Origin of the sequence: Marinobacter fonticola, assembly GCF_008122265.1 — a bacterium.
Classification (GTDB): domain Bacteria; phylum Pseudomonadota; class Gammaproteobacteria; order Pseudomonadales; family Oleiphilaceae; genus Marinobacter_A; species Marinobacter_A fonticola.
Window position 1 is genome coordinate 4,441,080 of sequence record NZ_CP043042.1, and the last position, 16,163, is coordinate 4,457,242.

The window sequence follows — 16,163 nt, forward strand, 5'->3', positions numbered from 1 at the left end:
AGAGAACCGGTGATGACGGATAAAACAGACGCAATCGCGCAATACTACGAGAAAATCATGCAGGCGCTGGGCGAGGACACCCAGCGCGAAGGCTTGCGCAACACCCCGCAGCGGGCCGCCAAGGCGATGCAGTTCCTGACGCAGGGTTATGACCAGGACCTGGAAAGCGTGGTGAACAACGCGACCTTCGAGTCCGATATGGATGAGATGGTCGTGGTGCAGGACATCGAACTCTACAGCCTGTGCGAACATCACTTGCTGCCGTTTATCGGCAAGTGCCATATCGCCTATATTCCCCAGGGCCGGGTACTGGGCCTGTCCAAGCTGGCCCGAATCGTGGACATGTACGCCCGGCGCTTCCAGATCCAGGAAAACCTGACCCGCCAGATTGCCGAGGCGGTCGAGAACGTGACCGGCGCCGAAGGTGTGGGCGTCGTTATCGAGGCTCAGCACATGTGTATGATGATGCGCGGTGTCGAAAAACAGAACTCCCTGATGAAAACCTCGGTGATGCTCGGCAGCTTCCGCAAATCCCAAGCGACCCGTAACGAGTTTCTGACGCTCATCAGCCGGCGCTGACCACCACCGCGCCCTTTATCGAGAAGTTGCCATGACGCCACCGACCATCGAACACCAGGCTACCGTACGTATCAAGGATCTTTTGCTGCGCACCTATATCGGTATCAAGGAAGAGGAAATCAATAACCAGCAAGACGTGCTGATCAACGTCAAGTTACGCTATGACGCCACCGCCGCTGTCGACAATAACGAGATCGAATCGGCGCTGAACTACCGCACCATCACCAAGGAAATTATCCACCACGTGGACGGCAATCGCTTCGCCCTGCTGGAGCGCATGACCCATGAAGTGTTGATGATCGTGATGGCGCACGATGCGGTCCAATGGGCCCAGGTGGAAATCGACAAGCCTCACGCGCTACGCTATGCCGAATCCGTCTCGGTGTCCCTCCAAGCCCACCGCGACGCTGCCTGACCATCGCTGCCGAGAGAGCGCAAACCATGCCGGAAAGCCGTCCCGACCAGTTACGCCAGATCCTTGAAACCGTCCGTACGATTGCCCTGGTGGGCGCCAGCGAAAAGCCGCACCGCGACAGTCATAGCGTCATGGCTTATCTACAAGGCCGCGGCTACCGGGTCATTCCCGTAAACCCGAGGCTGGCCGGCAGCCAATTGCTGGGGGAAACGGTCTACCCCAATCTCACCAGCATCCCTGACGCCATCGACATGGCAGACCTGTTCCTCGCCAGTCACCGGGTGGGTCCGGTGGTAGACGACGCTATTCGCAAGGGCGCAAAAGTGGTGTGGATGCAGATCGGCGTGATCGACGAGGCAGCAGCACTGCGCGCCGAAGAGGCCGGCCGGCAGGTCGTCATGGATCGCTGCCCCAAGCAGGAAATTCCTCGCCTCGGTGTGCCTCTGGCCAGAGCGGTATAAAGTGACCGAACAGGTCACTTTTTTACGCTCCGCAATCTCGCCGTAAAGCGGCTAACGCCTCCCACGTTTCCGACCTCGCCCGCCGTACAGCGGCAACCGTTCAGCACACCGTTCTTTGGCGTCACCTTTCTTTACAGCGGCACCCGGACGAAGTCTAGAGTGCACATGAGCTTCTCGACTCAACCTGGCCTGGCGTTTCCGGTTTTCATCAAATGGACTCATTCTTGCGACATGTAAATAGGTGGGCGTGTCCCGCTGCCCAATGATCCACTACACAATGAACCGCGAGCCCTATTCGCCAGTATCCGCTCAAGACGAGCGAGCCGGCGCGCCACAACTGGAGGTGTCACATGGTCGATCAGCTGGTCTCATTCGCAAAGATTACCGCCGTTACCGGCGTCTTCTTCGTCGCATCAGCCTACGTAGGAGGGGTGGGCGTATAGCCCCCCAATAAGCGTTGAGGCCACGTTTATTCGAACGGTCTCAAGCACATGCTCGCCCCGGATCGGGATTTCGGCGAACCACGCTCCCATCCGGTGGCGAATTGTATAAAAAATCGTCAAATCCAATCGCAATGCGACACACTGATGTCATAATAAGGTTCAGGTTACACTGAGATCCGTCGCATTATGCCGTTCCGACGCCCTACCCAAAAGAATGCTTCCAGCAAGACGCCCCGCCGCTACACCGATACACTTGTGCGTACGCGTCTACCGGTCGATCTTCTTGGCGTTGGGATGCGGGTGGTCAAGCTGGATCGCCCCTGGGCCGAAGTACCCGTCCTGTTCCAGGGTTTTACCGTCGAAACCGACGAACAGTTGGGGCTGCTGCGCCACTATTGCGATTGGATCATGGTGGAAGCCACGGCTCGGGTGCTGGCACCCTTACAGGCACAGATTGAAGCCCGACGCCAGCGGCGCGAGCAGCCCCTGCCGGAATCCCGCAGCCTACACGAGGAACTCCCTCGCGCCCGGAACGCTTTCGAAGAAGGCCAGCATTTTGTCGGTATCATGCTAAACCAGATCGAGGCCGGACAGGAGCTCGACCTTTCAGCGGCCCGGCCAATCATCCAACACTGCGTCAAAAGCATCAGCGCCAATGCCAATGCCATGTTCTGGATGAACCGTATCAAGCATCAGGACGCCTACACGGCTGAACATTGCCTGCGCGTGGCTATCCTCGCAGTCGCTTTCGCACGCTACCTGGGCATGCCCGAACGGGATATGGAAGTGGCTGGCCTCTGCGGTCTGCTCCACGACATCGGCAAAATGCGCGTACCCGATGCCATCCTCAACAAACCCGGCGCCCTTTCCCCAGAGGAAATGGACGAAATGCGACGCCACACCGAGTACGGTTACCGCATGCTAAGCGAGCATCACACACTCGACCCTATCGTCGCCAACGTATGCCGCGATCATCACGAACGCGTGAACGGCAACGGCTATCCCCAGGCGCTGCAAGCCTGGCAGATCAGCCGCTTTGCCCGCCTGATTGCCATTGTCGACGTGTTCGACGCCATCACCAGCGACCGCTGCTACCGCGACGGCCTTCCCACCGTGGACGCTATGCGGATTCTTTACCGGGAGCGGGGCAAGCACTTCGACCCCGAGATGATCGAAGCCTTCATCCGCATGGTCGGCGTCTATCCGCCAGGTAGCCTGGTGGAAATGAACACCGGCGAAGTCGCCGTCGTGATTGCCACCCATCCGTCCTACAAATTGCGCCCGAGGGTTGAAATTCTCCGGAATGCAGACAAGAATCCGGTCATACCTCGCCTGATCGATCTCAAGGACGAACCCGTCGCCGAAACCGGCGAACTCTATAGCATTGCAGCGCCCCTGCCCGACGGCGCCCATGGGATCACCCTGGCGGCCCGCATCAGCGAACTGACCGGACGCGCATGAGGACCAGTGAGTTACCTCGATAACCTGCTCTTTTCACTTTCCGTAACCGCTCCCATCTTCCTGGTGATGGCTGCTGGCTGGCTATTGCGGCGCATTCACTGGATCGACGACGCCTTCGTGGAAACCGGATCCCGTCTGGTGTTCAACCTGGCCCTGCCAGCACTGATCCTCACCAGTTTGGTCGACCTCGACCTCTCCAGGTGGGTCGACCCTCGGCACGTGGGCTTCGGCATGGGCGCCACCGTCGCCAGTTTCGTCGCTCTTTGGCTCGTCAGTGCGTGGTGGCCAGGGTCCGGCCCCGACCGCGGCGTATTTGTGCAGGGTGCCTTCCGCGGAAACCTGGGGATCATCGGCATCGCTGTGTGCGCCAGCCTCTACGGCAAGACCGGTTTGGCGGTCGGATCGGTACTGCTCGCCGGTATGACGCTGCTCTACAACGTCCTATCGGTATTCGCTCTGACTGCGGCGTCGGGGCGGGGAAGCACCTCCTGGCGCAGCATTGCCCACGGACTGGTTCGAAACCCGTTGATCGCCAGTATCATGCTGGGACTGGCACTGGCTGCCCTGCAAATACCGGTGCCCGAGCTGATTCTCACCAGTGCAGCCTACTTCGGCCAGATGACGCTGCCTTTGGCGCTGCTTTGCGTGGGTGCTACCCTGAGCCTGAACGCATTGCGCATGGGCTCGGCGACGGCCATCGTGGCCACGGCGGTGAAGCTGGTTGCGTTGCCCCTGATTTTTACCCTAGCCGCACTCCCTCTCGGGTTTGACGCCTTACAATTGGGGACCCTGTTCGCCATGTTTGCATCGCCCACGGCCACAGTGAGCTATGTCATGGCCCGCAGCATGAGCGGCAACCACCAGCTGGCGGCCAATATTGTCGCTTTGACGACGCTGTTCGCCCCTTTCACACTGAGTCTGGGCATTTATCTGCTACGGACGCTGAATCTGATCTAGAGAGCCTCCCTAGGGAGCGATCTCGATTCGCTTCAGGTCCCGGTCCTCAATCTATCCAGTCTATAATGACTCATGAACGCCATCTCGCGTTATTGGCAGTCGGTTCGCCTGAGAGCCTGCCCGAATAGGCCCTTGATCGACGCGTCCCGAATAGGCCACTGAGCCGTACTCAATTGCAAATAGTTGTAAACTTTAATGAATTTACTTGGGTACTGGTCGAGAATCTATACTGACGTGTAGCGCGAGCACTAAGGACAACAACAGGACCTGCATGCATAACGAATCCTCCAACCCGTCCCGGGGACTTTCGCGGGCCTTGCTCCATCCCGTGCTGCCGGCCATTCTTATCCTTGCGTTCGTTGTGCTTACCGTCGGGTTCTGGCGCGGCGTCGAATCCCAGGCCCGTCACCAGATCCAGCTCACTTTGCAGGCCGAAACCAGCGCCTTGGCGCGCGAACTGCAGGGGGATTTCCAAAGTCACGTGCGTGCCCTGCGCCGAATGGCAGAGCGCCGCGCCGCGCTGCCAAGCCTGCCGCAAGCGGTCTGGAAAATTGACGCCGACAACCACCTGCGCGATTTCAATCACTACCAAGCCATCGAGTGGGTCGACAGCGACTACCGTATCCGCTGGATAACGCCGCTGGCCGGCAACGAGAATGTCGAGGGCTTCAATGTCGCCTTCAACGCCGAACGTTTAGCCAGCCTGCAACGGGCGACCCGGACCGGCCAAGTGGATTTCTCCGGAATCATCGAACTCAGACAAGGTGGTACTGGCATCGTCGTGTATGCCCCCATCGTCCACGAGGGTACGAGCCTAGGCTATATCGCCGGGGTTTTTCGTATGGAAGGGCTGATCGAGGCCCTGATCACGCCGCGCATTCTGGATAACTTTCAGGTGGAAATCATCGAGAGCGGCACCAACCGCTTCGTTGTCGTGCCGGACGCCCCGGTGACTGCGAGTATCGAGCAAACTACCGCGCTGGACGTTCCCGGCCTGGATTGGCATCTGCGCCTGACGCCCACTCAGCCGTGGGTTGAGAGCCATCGGGGGGAGTGGCCACACGTCGCACCGCTTGGCTTGATGGGTTTGGGCGTGCTGATCAGCGCGCTGGTATGGCTCGCACAACTGATCATGCGCCGCAATCAGGCCCTGACTCAGGCCCAGGACGCGTTACAGGAAGAAGTCTATCAGCGTGAGTCCGTACAGCAGGATCTCGCGCGTATCGAATCTACCGACAGCCTGACCGGACTGGCCAACCGCCGATTTTTCATGGAAGACCTGACCCATACCCTGGCGATTGCCGACCGTCATTTCCGCCAAGTCGCGCTGATCATGCTCGATCTGGACCGCTTTCAGATCCTTAATGACACCCTTGGCCATCACTTCGGCGACGAGCTGCTGATCAAGGTGGCCGATCGCCTCAACCGTTTCAGCACTGAACGTGTACTCGTGGCCTATTCCAGTGGCGACGAGTTTATGATTTCGCAGCAGCACATCGAAGATATCGATGAGGTCATCTACCTGCTAGGCCAGATCAAGCAGTGTTTCGCCGAGCCTTTTATCGTGCAGGAGCAGGAACATCACGTCAGCGCTACCCTGGGCGTGGCCGTTTACCCCCAAAGCGGCCTGGATGCGGACATCCTGCTGCGCAATGCCGACGTGGCGCTCTATCGCGCCAAGGAGTCGGGCCGCAACCATTATCAGTTCTACACCGAAGGCATGCAGGACCGGGAAGTCCGCCGGCTAGAGCTCGACAAGGATCTCAACAAAGCCTTGAGCGAAGACCAATTAGTGCTGCACTTCCAGCCCCAGTTGGACCTAGCGACCCAGCAAATCGGCAGCGTCGAAGCACTGGTGCGCTGGCAGCATCCTACCCGGGGCCTGCTGCCACCGGCAGACTTTATTCCCCTTGCGGAAGAGAGCGGACGCATTTCCGACATCGGCCGCTGGGTCGCCCTGGCCGCCTGCCGCCAGCTCGCCGCCTGGCAGGGCGGGCCTTTGGGTCATCTGCGCGTGGCTATTAACCTGTCCGGCCGCGAGCTGGAAGATCCAGACCTGGTGGAAAACATCGAGAACGCACTGCGCAACAACAACGTTAGCGCCAGCCAGCTCGAGGTCGAGCTGACCGAGGAGATCTTCATCGAGAACCTGGAGCGCAACCTCGACCAACTCAAGCGCCTGAATCAGCTCGGCGTCCATCTCGCTATTGACGATTTCGGCACCGGCTACTCGTCCCTCGCCTACCTGCGAGACTTCCCGGTGGATCTGCTTAAAATAGATCGCTCGTTTATTACCCGGGTCACCGAACGCCATGACGATGCGATCATTACTCGTGCCGTCATCAATCTGGCCCATAACCTGGGCATTCAGGTCGCGGCGGAAGGCATCGAAACCGAAGCTCAGCTCAGTTTCCTGCGCACGCACCGTTGCGACTTGGCCCAGGGTTATCTGATTGGCCGGCCGCTCCCGGTGCGCGAACTGGAATCGCTCGTGGCCAAGGGCGTGGACATCGGCGATCTGTCACATCAGTCGCCTTAAGACGTAGCGCTTCGTTGAATCGTCAGTGGTAACTTCAGTGAACGGCCACAGACACGATGACGTAAACATCAGTAAGATAACGTCGATCAACCACTGACTTGCGGAACGCCATGACCGTACCCAACCCCCGCTACCTGACTCCGGACCAGGACCAGCAGCTACGCCGCTGGGAAAACTGGAACCGCCGCTACTTCATCTTTGCCTTCATCGCCCTGGTGACGCTATTGGTGTTCAGCAGTCAGCTGGGCCTGTCCAGCGGTCGGGAATGGGGGCCCCTTGGCTTTCTATTGGCGGCGCTGATAGCGCCTATCATCGCGCTGCAACTACGCTTGCGCTGCCCGCAGTGCTATCACCGCATTGGCTGGCAGGCCAAACTGCAGGCGCCGGACCAATGCCGGCATTGCGGCGCCTTCCTGCGTGCGCGCCGATAGCCTTCGCGCCTATAAATAGCGCTCGCGCCTGACAGACAACAGACCGGTAAATCCACTTAATCGTTTTTCGCTTGACCTTTGAGCCGCTCAAAGGTTTTAAACTGACATCAACCCATTCAGCTTGGGAGTGATGCAATGAAGGTGAGCGAAATCGCCCGCGCTGCCGGCGTCAATCCGGAAACCGTGCGCTACTACACTCGCGAGGGTCTACTGAGCCCGGCGCGTAATCCGGACAATGGCTATCATCGGTACGACGGCAATGACCTCCAACGTCTGAAATTTGCCCGCAAGGCCCGACAGCTGGGTTTTGCCCTGAGCGAGATCCAATCGATCCTGGGTGAAGCCGACCACCACCATTCGCCCTGCCCGATGGTCAGGGACATGTTTACCCGCCGCTTGCAAGACGTGGAAGCGCGCCTGGCCGAACTGGAAGCCCTGCGCGACCGCATGCGTGAGGCCATGGCCGCGTGGGAAACCATGCCCAACGGTAATCCGGACGGCCATACCATCTGCCGCCTGATCGAAAAATGGGACGAAGCCACCGGCGTCGACGGCCAAGAGGCTGGCGTGGACCAGCCCGGCTCAGGCAAAGCGATTGCACCTAAGGGTACACGTCAGACCGGAGGGGCCGCATGAACATCGCCCAACAGCCCTCTCGTCAATTAACCATCTCCGGCGCGTCCTGCCAGGGCTGCGTGAAGAAAATCCGCCAGGCTCTGTCGCCCCTTGTGGATGACGCCGATGCGGTAAGTGTCGATCTGGAACGCCAAACCGTTGCCCTGCCGGTCACGGTCGATCCCGCCGAGGCCGCGCGCCTAATCACCGGCGCGGGCTTTCCAGCCGAAGCATCCGCGGACACGGCGGAGCAACAGGATGCCGGGGCGTACCGTACCTCGCCGCCGTACCGTACCTCGCCGCAAGGGGCCGCCAAGCATGGGGAAGAGGCCGCTCAGCCCGACGTTCGCGATGCCGGCGAGAGTCCGGTGGTCCAGATGGCCATCACCGGCGCCACCTGCGCGTCCTGCGTCAACACCATCGAAAGCGCGATGCGCCGGGTGCCGGGCGTAACCTCGGCCCGCATGAACCTGGCCGATCTGACGGCCACCGCTTACGGCAGCGGTTCGGCGAGCGCTCTGATCCAGGCCATCGAGAGTGCCGGCTATGGGGCCTCGGAAATACACGATAGCGATGCCGCGGATGAGCAACGCCAGGAAGCCGACGCCCGCGAATACCGGTCGTTACTGATCAAGATGGCGGTTGGACTGGGCTTGGGTGTCCCGCTGATGGTTTGGGGCCTGCTGGGCGGCACCATGAGCGTCACCCCGGCAAACCAGCCGGGATGGCTGGCGGTCGGCGCCGCTACCCTCGCCGTACTGGTCCTGGCGGGTGGCCATTACTTCACCGGCGCCTGGAAAGCCTTCCGCCACCATAATGCCAATATGGATACCCTAATCGCCCTGGGCACCGGAACCGCCTGGGCCTATTCCATGGTGGTGGTGGCGTTTCCGGACGTTCTACCCCAGGCCGCACGGCATGTCTATTTTGAGGCCTCGGCCATGATCATCGGCTTGATCAACCTGGGTCAGGCGTTGGAGTTGCGCGCCCGCGGCCGCACCTCCCAGGCCATCCGCCGGCTACTCGACCTGCGGGCCAAGACCGCACGGGTGATCCGCGACGGCGAGGAGCGGGATATTCCGGTGGAGGACGTGCAGATCGGTGATCGCTTTCGGGTCCGGCCGGGCGAGAAGGTGCCGGTGGATGCCAGGGTCACCGACGGTCACAGCCGCATCGATGAAAGCATGCTCACCGGCGAGCCCATGCCGGTGGCAAAGGCCGAAGGCGACGAGGTGGCCGCGGGCACGCTGAATACCAGCGGTTCACTGGTGTGCGAGGCCACGCGTGTGGGGGCCGAAACCGCGCTGGCGCAAATCATTCAGATGGTCAAAAAGGCCCAGGGAGACAAGCCCCCTATCGGCCGGCTGGCGGACAGGATCTCGGCGATCTTCGTGCCCACTATCCTGCTGATCGCCATTGCCGCTGCGCTGGCCTGGTATAACTTCGGTCCCGCGCCTCAGGTGGTGCACATGATGGTCGCCGCGACGACGGTTCTGATTATTGCCTGCCCCTGCGCACTGGGTCTGGCGACCCCCATGTCCGTTATGGTCGGCGTCGGCAAAGCCGCCGAACACGGCATCCTTATCCGCCAGGGGGAGGCCCTGCAGCTTGCCGGGCAAATCGACACCGTGGTGCTGGACAAAACCGGCACCATTACCGAAGGCAAGCCCCGGGTTACGCGTGTCGACACGGTTGATGGCTTGAACGAGGCGGACTTACTGCGCCTCGCCGCCGGTTTGGAGCAGCACTCCGAACACCCCCTGGCCCAGGCGATTCTAGCGGCGGCGGATGAGCGGCACATCGACCGTGCCGGCGCCCGTCACTTCGAAGCGTTCAATGGCCAGGGCGTCAGCGCCGAATGGGAGGGCAAAACGCTACGTCTGGGGAACCGCCGCTGGCTGGAAAGCGAGGGCGTCGATCTGCAAGCGCTCGCCGAAGCGGCAGCCGCTATTTCCGGCCAAGCCGGTACGCCGCTGTTCCTAGCTCGCGATCGTCAGGCCCTGGGTGTCATTGGCGTGGCGGACCGGATCAAGCCTGACTCGCGCGATGCCATCGCGGCGATGCAAGCCCAAGGCATTCGCGTGGTGATGCTGACCGGCGATGTCGAAGCCAGTGCCCAAGCCATCGCCCGGGAAGCCGGTATCGATGAGGTCCATGCCAACGTCCTGCCGGAGGACAAGGCCAGCATCGTCAGCCGGTTGCGTAGCGAAGACCGGCATGTGGCCATGGTCGGCGACGGCATCAACGATGCCCCGGCTCTGGCTGCGGCAGACGTCGGTTTTGCCATCGGTGCCGGGACGGACGTCGCCATCGAGAGCGCGTCGATCACGCTGATGCGCAGCTCATTGAGCGGCGTCACCGACGCCATCGCCATTTCCCGCGCCACGGTGCGCAACATCCGTCAAAACCTGTTCGGTGCCTTCGTCTACAACAGTCTCGGCGTACCTATCGCCGCCGGTATTTTGTACCCGGTTTGGGGCCTCCTGATGAGCCCGATACTGGCCGGCGCGGCCATGTCCCTATCCTCGGTTACGGTAGTGACCAACGCCAACCGGCTGCGGCTTTTCAAGCCCGGGAAAACGCATTCGGGCAAAGAGGACGTATCACGATGACGGCCATTTTGATCAACGGTGCCGGACTGTTACTGGCGGCCTTTGTGGTCGGCTGGTTCTGGCTGAGCGCGCCGTCTGAAAAAACCGACGAAAATCAACAACACCATCATTGAGGAATAGCCATGACCAAGGCGAAACCGTTTTTACGCGCATCCCTACTAAGCATCGTTAGTCTGGCGGTTTCACCCGCCCTGGTTCACGCCGCCGAGGCGATCACCGTGCATAAATCCCCCACGTGCGGCTGTTGTACTGATTGGGTCCGGCACCTGGAGGAGAACGGGTTTGAGGTTACGGTACATGACACCCAGAACATCAATCAGATCAAGGTGGATGCCGGTCTGACGCGGGAACTGGCAAGCTGTCATACCGCCTTTGTCGGCGACTACGTCATCGAAGGCCATGTGCCGGCAACCGACATCCACCGGCTGCTACAGGAGGCGCCGCAAGCGCGGGGCCTCGCCGTACCCGGCATGCCGATCGGATCCCCGGGTATGGAGATGGGGGATCGTCAGGACCCTTACACCGTATTGCTGTTCAACGGGGCGGGGCAGAATCGTCCATTCGCCACCTATCCCTAACCTCCCTTTATCCGTGCCGACCCGGATAGCACCGGTCAGCCTGCTCGGCCGGTGCTGTTGCAGTGGGCGCGGAATTCCAGCTCGCTGATGCTTTCGTCACCGTCGGCGTCGATCACCTCCAGCATCCGCCGTCCGGCTTCGAAATTCGTTGCCGGCTGACGCTCGTCAACGGTCTCCGGTACGTCGCCGCAGGTAAGGTCCTCGCCCACCCCGCACTGGCGCAGATAAACCAACTCCGCGCGGTCGATGTAATCGCTGCCGTTGCGATCGGCGCACTCGAATTGCCCCTTGGGACCTGGCGACAGTTTCTGCGACGCCGGCGCCTTCGGGGTATCCGTTGTCGTGCAGCCGGCGAGCACAAGACCGGCTACGGGTATCAAGACTGTACAAATCCGCTTTATCATCGAATGTCTCCTGTTATTGGCTGTTGCCTATTACGAATGTTGGCTATCGCCGTATTACTGGTGATCGCCTTGGCAATCCCGTCATATGAAGTATGGACGACAGGACAGAGCGTGTCAGACTGATCGAGGACGTTTATAGGTTCCTTCAACCACAGACCGACAGATAGAAACAACCGACATGCTGGAAAAAGCAAAGAACAGGCCTCGCTTACTGCAGCTCATGCTGATCGGGCTTTTCCTCTACGGCAGTTTCAGCTATGCGCTGAGCCTGCTGGAGTACACCTGGTTTCAGACCCAAGGCTCGGCCATATTGGGCGTCAGCGAATCCTACAGCAGCCTGACCACGGCCCAGCGCGCCGCGCTCGACGATAAATGCGGCAGCCACCTTCTACCAGCCGCAGGGATCGCGCTGACGGCAGAGCAGGCGCGCGTCGTCTTGCGCTGCGGACGATTCTGGCCCTTCCATCGTTACTCGATTGAAGCACCCAACGGCCCGGTCAGTATCGACCTGTCCGACGACAATACCCGGACCATCTACCTGATCAATATGACGTGGCTGGTATTGTCTGCGGCTGTGATGAGTCTGGCGGGCTACACCGTTTACCGGGTGGTGCGTCGCGATGAGTCTGCCGCCTACCGCTGGAGCCTGGTCTCCTTTGCCAGCAGCCTCCTGATGGTGGCACTCTATGTAGGTCTCATGTTCTGGGCCGACCCGCATTTCGGGTTGGGCTGGTAGCCGAAACGAATGTTATCCATGAGGCCGTTCTGACGCAGACGCGCAGAACCGGTATACTGCCGGTCCATTTTTTAACGATCCCGCCAGCCAGGTTCCATTGCATGCTAAACGCCGACGCCCTTTCGCAGTTGCGCCAGCTCAAAACCGACATCGAAGCCCACAAGGTGGTCTATTCCGGCACGGTCAAGGCCACCAGCGGTCGTTTCGGTTTCGTTGCCCTCGACGATGGTCGGGACCTTTATCTGCCCCAGGAACAGATGCAGCGGGTCTTACCCGGCGATCGCATCGAGGTGATCGAGCACGAGGGTGAAAAGGGCAAGGTGTTCGCCGAGGTCGACCGCCTCGTGGAATCGCCGTTGAAAACCTTTGTCGGCCGCTACCAGGTGCGTGGTAAAGGACACTTCGTCGCACCGGAAACACCGGGGCTGAATCACTGGCTGTTCATCCCGCCCAAGCAGCGCGGGGGCGCCGAGCCCGGCGATTTCATCTATTGCCGCCTGAGCCGCCACCCGGTGAAAGATGGCAAAGGCCAGGCCAGCGTCATCCGAGTGCTGGGTAAACCTAACCAGCCCGGTATCGAGCGCGCCTTTACGCTGGCTCAGTTCGATCTTAACGAGGCATGGCCGGAGGACGCCCGCAAGGAGCTCGAAGCCCTGGGCGAGTCTCAAATCGAGGCATTGGCACAGCAGCGCGTCGATCGCTCCGCCGACCCGTTCGTCACCATCGACAGCCCCAGTACCCAGGACATGGACGATGCGCTTTGCGCCGTACCCAACGCCACCGGCTGGACCCTGTCCGTGGCTATCGCCGATCCGACCGCGCTGCTCTCGATCAACGGGCCCGTCGAGCGCGAAGCCCGCGACCGGGCCACGGCGATTTACTTCCCTGGCGAGCCGAGGCCGATGCTGCCCGACGCCATCAGCACCCAGCTCTGCTCGCTGGTGCCGGATACACAGCGTTTGGCGGTGGTTTGCGACGTCCAAGTCAACAACGACGGCTCCCTGGGCGATTTCAGTCTGCAGGAAGCCGTGATCCGCTCCCACGGCAAGCTGAGTTACGATCTGGTCGACGGCGTGATCGCCGGCCGCAGCGACGACGACATCCAGGCCTTGCCGGACGCGATCGTCGCCAGCCTGGACCAGGTGCATCAGGCAGCCAGCGCTTTACGTCGCTGGCGTGAAGAGCACGCACTGCTGAATCCGGACCGGCCGGAGTTCCGCCTGCGACTGGACGAAAATCGTCGCATCCGCGTCATCGAGCCGAGCGAGCAGAACGAAGCCCACCGGCTGGTGGAAGAATGCATGGTGGCAGCTAACCGATGCGCCGCGCGCACCCTGACGGAAAATAGCCCGGCGGGACTGTTCATCACTCATCCCGGGGTACGGGACGACCGCATCGACAACATCCGTGAATTGCTCAAACGCCATGCCCCGGACCTGGCGGAGGTCGATCCGGCCTCACCGGAAGGTTTCCGCCGCATCATGCGGGAAAGCGAAGGCGTCGCAGCCGAGGTACCGGTCAAGGCCGTCGTTTCACGCCAGCTGGCTCGCGCCGAACTGGCCTTCAGCGCCGCGCCTCACCAGGGCATGGGGCTACCGGCCTACACCACCTTTACCTCGCCGTTGCGCAAATACTCCGACTTTCAGGTTCATCGTCTGCTACGCGCTGCCCTGTGGGGCGGACAAAAATCCGAGCTTTCCGAGCAGCAACTGGCCGACCTGCAACAGACACAACTCAATGCCCGCAAGGCTGCCGGTAGCCTGGAACAGTGGCTCAAATGCCTGTATGCGCCCCAGCTCGGCAAGGATGTCCATAGCGGTGTTATCAGCCGTGCCACGTCGTCCGGCTTTTACGTGCGCCTGGACAGCAACGGCATCGAGGGCTTTGTCAGCACCAAGGACATGAAAGGCAAGTACAGTTTCGATCCGGTCACGCTGAGTCTTAGCGGACCCAATGATCGCGTATTTCTGCTCGACCAGCCGGTACATGTGACCTTGGCTGGCATCGACAACGACCGGCGTCAGATTCTGTTCACGCTGCACCCGGAGGCGGCGGACAACAACAGCGCTGCTTGAAAAGACGGCGTCACAAGCTCATAGTCATGGGCGAATGCGTCTCAAAGACGCCGTATGCCTCCTTGTTAGGCACAAGAGTTAGGCACAAGTCTCGTAGCAAGGAGTAAGTGTCGTAAGGCATAAGTGTCGGAGGAAGCGCGGACAGAGGCGCTCGAGTAAAGCAATAACAACGATAAACGGGAAACTTAATATCGATTAAATTTCGGCCGGAACGGCCCCGCCGCCATAAATTCACACAGCGACGTCGACCGGAAGCGACCAGTGACGGGTGGTATCAGTGTTCAGGGAAAGAAAGACCAGGGAAAATGAGTCCAGGGAGAGCGAAAGCGATTTCCGGAACAGCATCAATGCTGTAGTCCTACAGCTTCGCGAGCGTCTTGTTCGCGGTGACAGTGTCGCTGTGACTTCCGATTCGTCCGATCCGGATGTTCAGCAGCTCCTCAATTCAGTGCACCATGTGCTGGCGCTGTTGGATCAGGCGATCCACGAGCAGAAATATGTCGATATCGATAGCGGTTTTGCCAACGTCGACTACCTGGAAGAGCAACTTGAGCGCCGCCTGCAATCGCCCGGACCACCGGCGCTGTCTTTAATCCTCCTCAGCATCCCTAACCGTACACTGGTCGCCGAGACCCTGAATGCCCGGGAGACTCGCCAGCTCAAGATGGCGTTGCGCCAGCGCTTGCAGCGCAGCCTGGCCCACAATGAACTCATCGCCAGCCTGCCCGACGGCACCCTCGCCTTCATCATCCCGATGGACAGCGAGCCGAAGTTACGGCTGCGCGCCCAACACATGATGAACGCCCTCGAGGACCCCTTTAGTTTAGGTGAACGTCAGGTATGGTTATCGGCGGTGTCCGCCGCTGCCCGGGCCCAGGAAGACGGACCCGACACCGCGCCCAGTCTGATTCAGGCCGCCCGCGCCGCGCTGGGGGAGTCCCGCAACAAGGGGACGGGCAGCTTCGTACTGTTCGAGGACACCATGCGTGCCCAGCGCCACGGTCGCCTGGATATGGAGCAGACGCTCCGGTCGGCCCTGCGTCGTGGCTGGCTGGAGACTTATCTTCAGCCCTTGGTCGATCTACAGCAGGGTACCGTAACCGGCTTTGAGGTTCTGGCCCGTATCAATCACCCCGAACGTGGCCTGATCTCGCCACACGTTTTCGTACCGGTGGCGGAACGTACCGGACTGATACGGCCCATGAGCGACCAGATGATGCGCCAGTCCATTCCCCTGCTCCGTGATAAGCGGCTGCAGGAGCGCTATGGCGAAGACTTTACCCTCAGCATCAACCTATCCCCGACCCAGTTGCATGACCCCAGCCTGGCGGATCAGATTCTGCAAACGCTAAGCTGGGAGAGCATCGAACCCCGGCGTCTGAAGATCGAGCTGACGGAAACCGCGGTCATGGCCGACCCCAACGTGGCCACCCATCTGATCCGCAAACTGCGCAAACAGGGCGTGGCCATCGCAATGGACGACTTCGGTTGTGGTTACTCCTCCCTGGCTTACATCCGCAACCTGCCCCTGGATCAGCTAAAGATCGACCGTAGTCTGGTATCGGGCCTGGATCACGACCACGAGAAGCGGGCTATCCTGGAAATGATTCTGACCCTCTGCGAGCGCTTATCGCTGGACGTGGTCGCTGAAGGAATCGAAACCGAGCCGGAACTCGGCTGCTTACTAGGCATGGGCGCGCACTACGGCCAGGGGTTTCTCTTCAGCCGGCCCAAACCGGTAGAGGAGCTCCTGGAGCTCGTACCGGCCAGAGGCTTGTTGGAGCCTGCCGTTACGGATGAGCTGGTGCGTTAAGGTAGTAGGCTACAGCCGTTCGGTGTCGCCAAAGCTTTGGACCA

Annotated in this window: 14 protein-coding genes; 13 read left to right on the forward strand and 1 reads right to left on the reverse strand. The window is 60.6% G+C overall.

What is annotated here, in order from left to right; translation table 11 throughout:
* Positions 1–12: 12 nt before the first annotated feature.
* The 10 genes from folE to FXO11_RS19795 all read left to right on the forward strand — a co-directional run bounded on the left by folE (position 13) and on the right by FXO11_RS19795 (position 11,091).
* Positions 13–579 carry a GTP cyclohydrolase I FolE gene (gene folE / locus FXO11_RS19750; protein WP_148864645.1) on the forward strand — a complete coding sequence of 189 codons (567 nt, stop codon included), beginning with the start codon at positions 13–15 and terminating at the stop codon, positions 577–579.
* A 31-nt stretch (positions 580–610) separates the two neighbouring features.
* A complete protein-coding gene (folX, locus tag FXO11_RS19755) occupies positions 611–994 on the forward strand; it encodes a dihydroneopterin triphosphate 2'-epimerase (RefSeq protein ID WP_148864646.1) in 384 nt (127 codons plus the stop codon).
* 26 nt (positions 995–1,020) lie between these two features.
* The gene (locus FXO11_RS19760; RefSeq protein ID WP_148864647.1) at positions 1,021–1,455 is read left to right on the forward strand and encodes a CoA-binding protein; all 435 of its coding nucleotides are present in this window, start codon (positions 1,021–1,023) and stop codon (positions 1,453–1,455) included.
* Positions 1,456–2,084: 629 nt separating this feature from the next.
* On the forward strand, positions 2,085–3,359 hold the full coding sequence (locus FXO11_RS19765) for an HD-GYP domain-containing protein (protein ID WP_148864648.1): 1,275 nt from the start codon (positions 2,085–2,087) through the stop codon (positions 3,357–3,359).
* A gap of 6 nt (positions 3,360–3,365) precedes the next feature.
* Complete coding sequence (locus FXO11_RS19770) at positions 3,366–4,316, forward strand: AEC family transporter (protein WP_148864649.1); 951 nt, start codon at positions 3,366–3,368, stop codon at positions 4,314–4,316.
* A gap of 271 nt (positions 4,317–4,587) precedes the next feature.
* Positions 4,588–6,855, forward strand: coding sequence for a putative bifunctional diguanylate cyclase/phosphodiesterase (locus FXO11_RS19775; protein ID WP_148864650.1), 2,268 nt, complete (start codon positions 4,588–4,590; stop codon positions 6,853–6,855).
* Between the two features lie 110 nt (positions 6,856–6,965).
* The gene (locus tag FXO11_RS19780) at positions 6,966–7,286 is read left to right on the forward strand and encodes a hypothetical protein (RefSeq protein WP_148864651.1); all 321 of its coding nucleotides are present in this window, start codon (positions 6,966–6,968) and stop codon (positions 7,284–7,286) included.
* Positions 7,287–7,421: 135 nt separating this feature from the next.
* On the forward strand, positions 7,422–7,922 hold the full coding sequence (locus FXO11_RS19785) for a MerR family transcriptional regulator (protein WP_148864652.1): 501 nt from the start codon (positions 7,422–7,424) through the stop codon (positions 7,920–7,922).
* Complete coding sequence (locus FXO11_RS19790) at positions 7,919–10,513, forward strand: heavy metal translocating P-type ATPase (RefSeq protein ID WP_148864653.1); 2,595 nt, start codon at positions 7,919–7,921, stop codon at positions 10,511–10,513. The genes FXO11_RS19785 and FXO11_RS19790 overlap by 4 nt, the downstream gene beginning before the upstream one ends.
* Before the next feature lie 122 nt (positions 10,514–10,635).
* A complete protein-coding gene (locus FXO11_RS19795) occupies positions 10,636–11,091 on the forward strand; it encodes a DUF411 domain-containing protein (RefSeq protein ID WP_148864654.1) in 456 nt (151 codons plus the stop codon).
* Between the two features lie 35 nt (positions 11,092–11,126).
* Here the strand turns inward: FXO11_RS19795 and FXO11_RS19800 are convergent, their stop codons facing one another.
* Positions 11,127–11,495, reverse strand: a complete 369-nt coding sequence (locus FXO11_RS19800) for an EF-hand domain-containing protein (RefSeq protein ID WP_148864655.1) — start codon at positions 11,493–11,495, stop codon at positions 11,127–11,129.
* A 178-nt stretch (positions 11,496–11,673) separates the two neighbouring features.
* On the opposite strand from FXO11_RS19800, the gene FXO11_RS19805 reads away from it, so the two are divergent.
* From FXO11_RS19805 to FXO11_RS19815, 3 genes are all read left to right on the forward strand, one after another.
* Positions 11,674–12,231 (forward strand): hypothetical protein, encoded by a 558-nt coding sequence (locus FXO11_RS19805; RefSeq protein WP_148864656.1) that lies wholly within the window; start codon positions 11,674–11,676, stop codon positions 12,229–12,231.
* A gap of 101 nt (positions 12,232–12,332) precedes the next feature.
* Complete coding sequence (locus FXO11_RS19810; protein WP_148864657.1) at positions 12,333–14,306, forward strand: ribonuclease R family protein; 1,974 nt, start codon at positions 12,333–12,335, stop codon at positions 14,304–14,306.
* 400 nt (positions 14,307–14,706) lie between these two features.
* On the forward strand, positions 14,707–16,119 hold the full coding sequence (locus FXO11_RS19815; protein ID WP_168203208.1) for a putative bifunctional diguanylate cyclase/phosphodiesterase: 1,413 nt from the start codon (positions 14,707–14,709) through the stop codon (positions 16,117–16,119).
* The last annotated feature ends 44 nt before the right edge of the window (positions 16,120–16,163 follow it).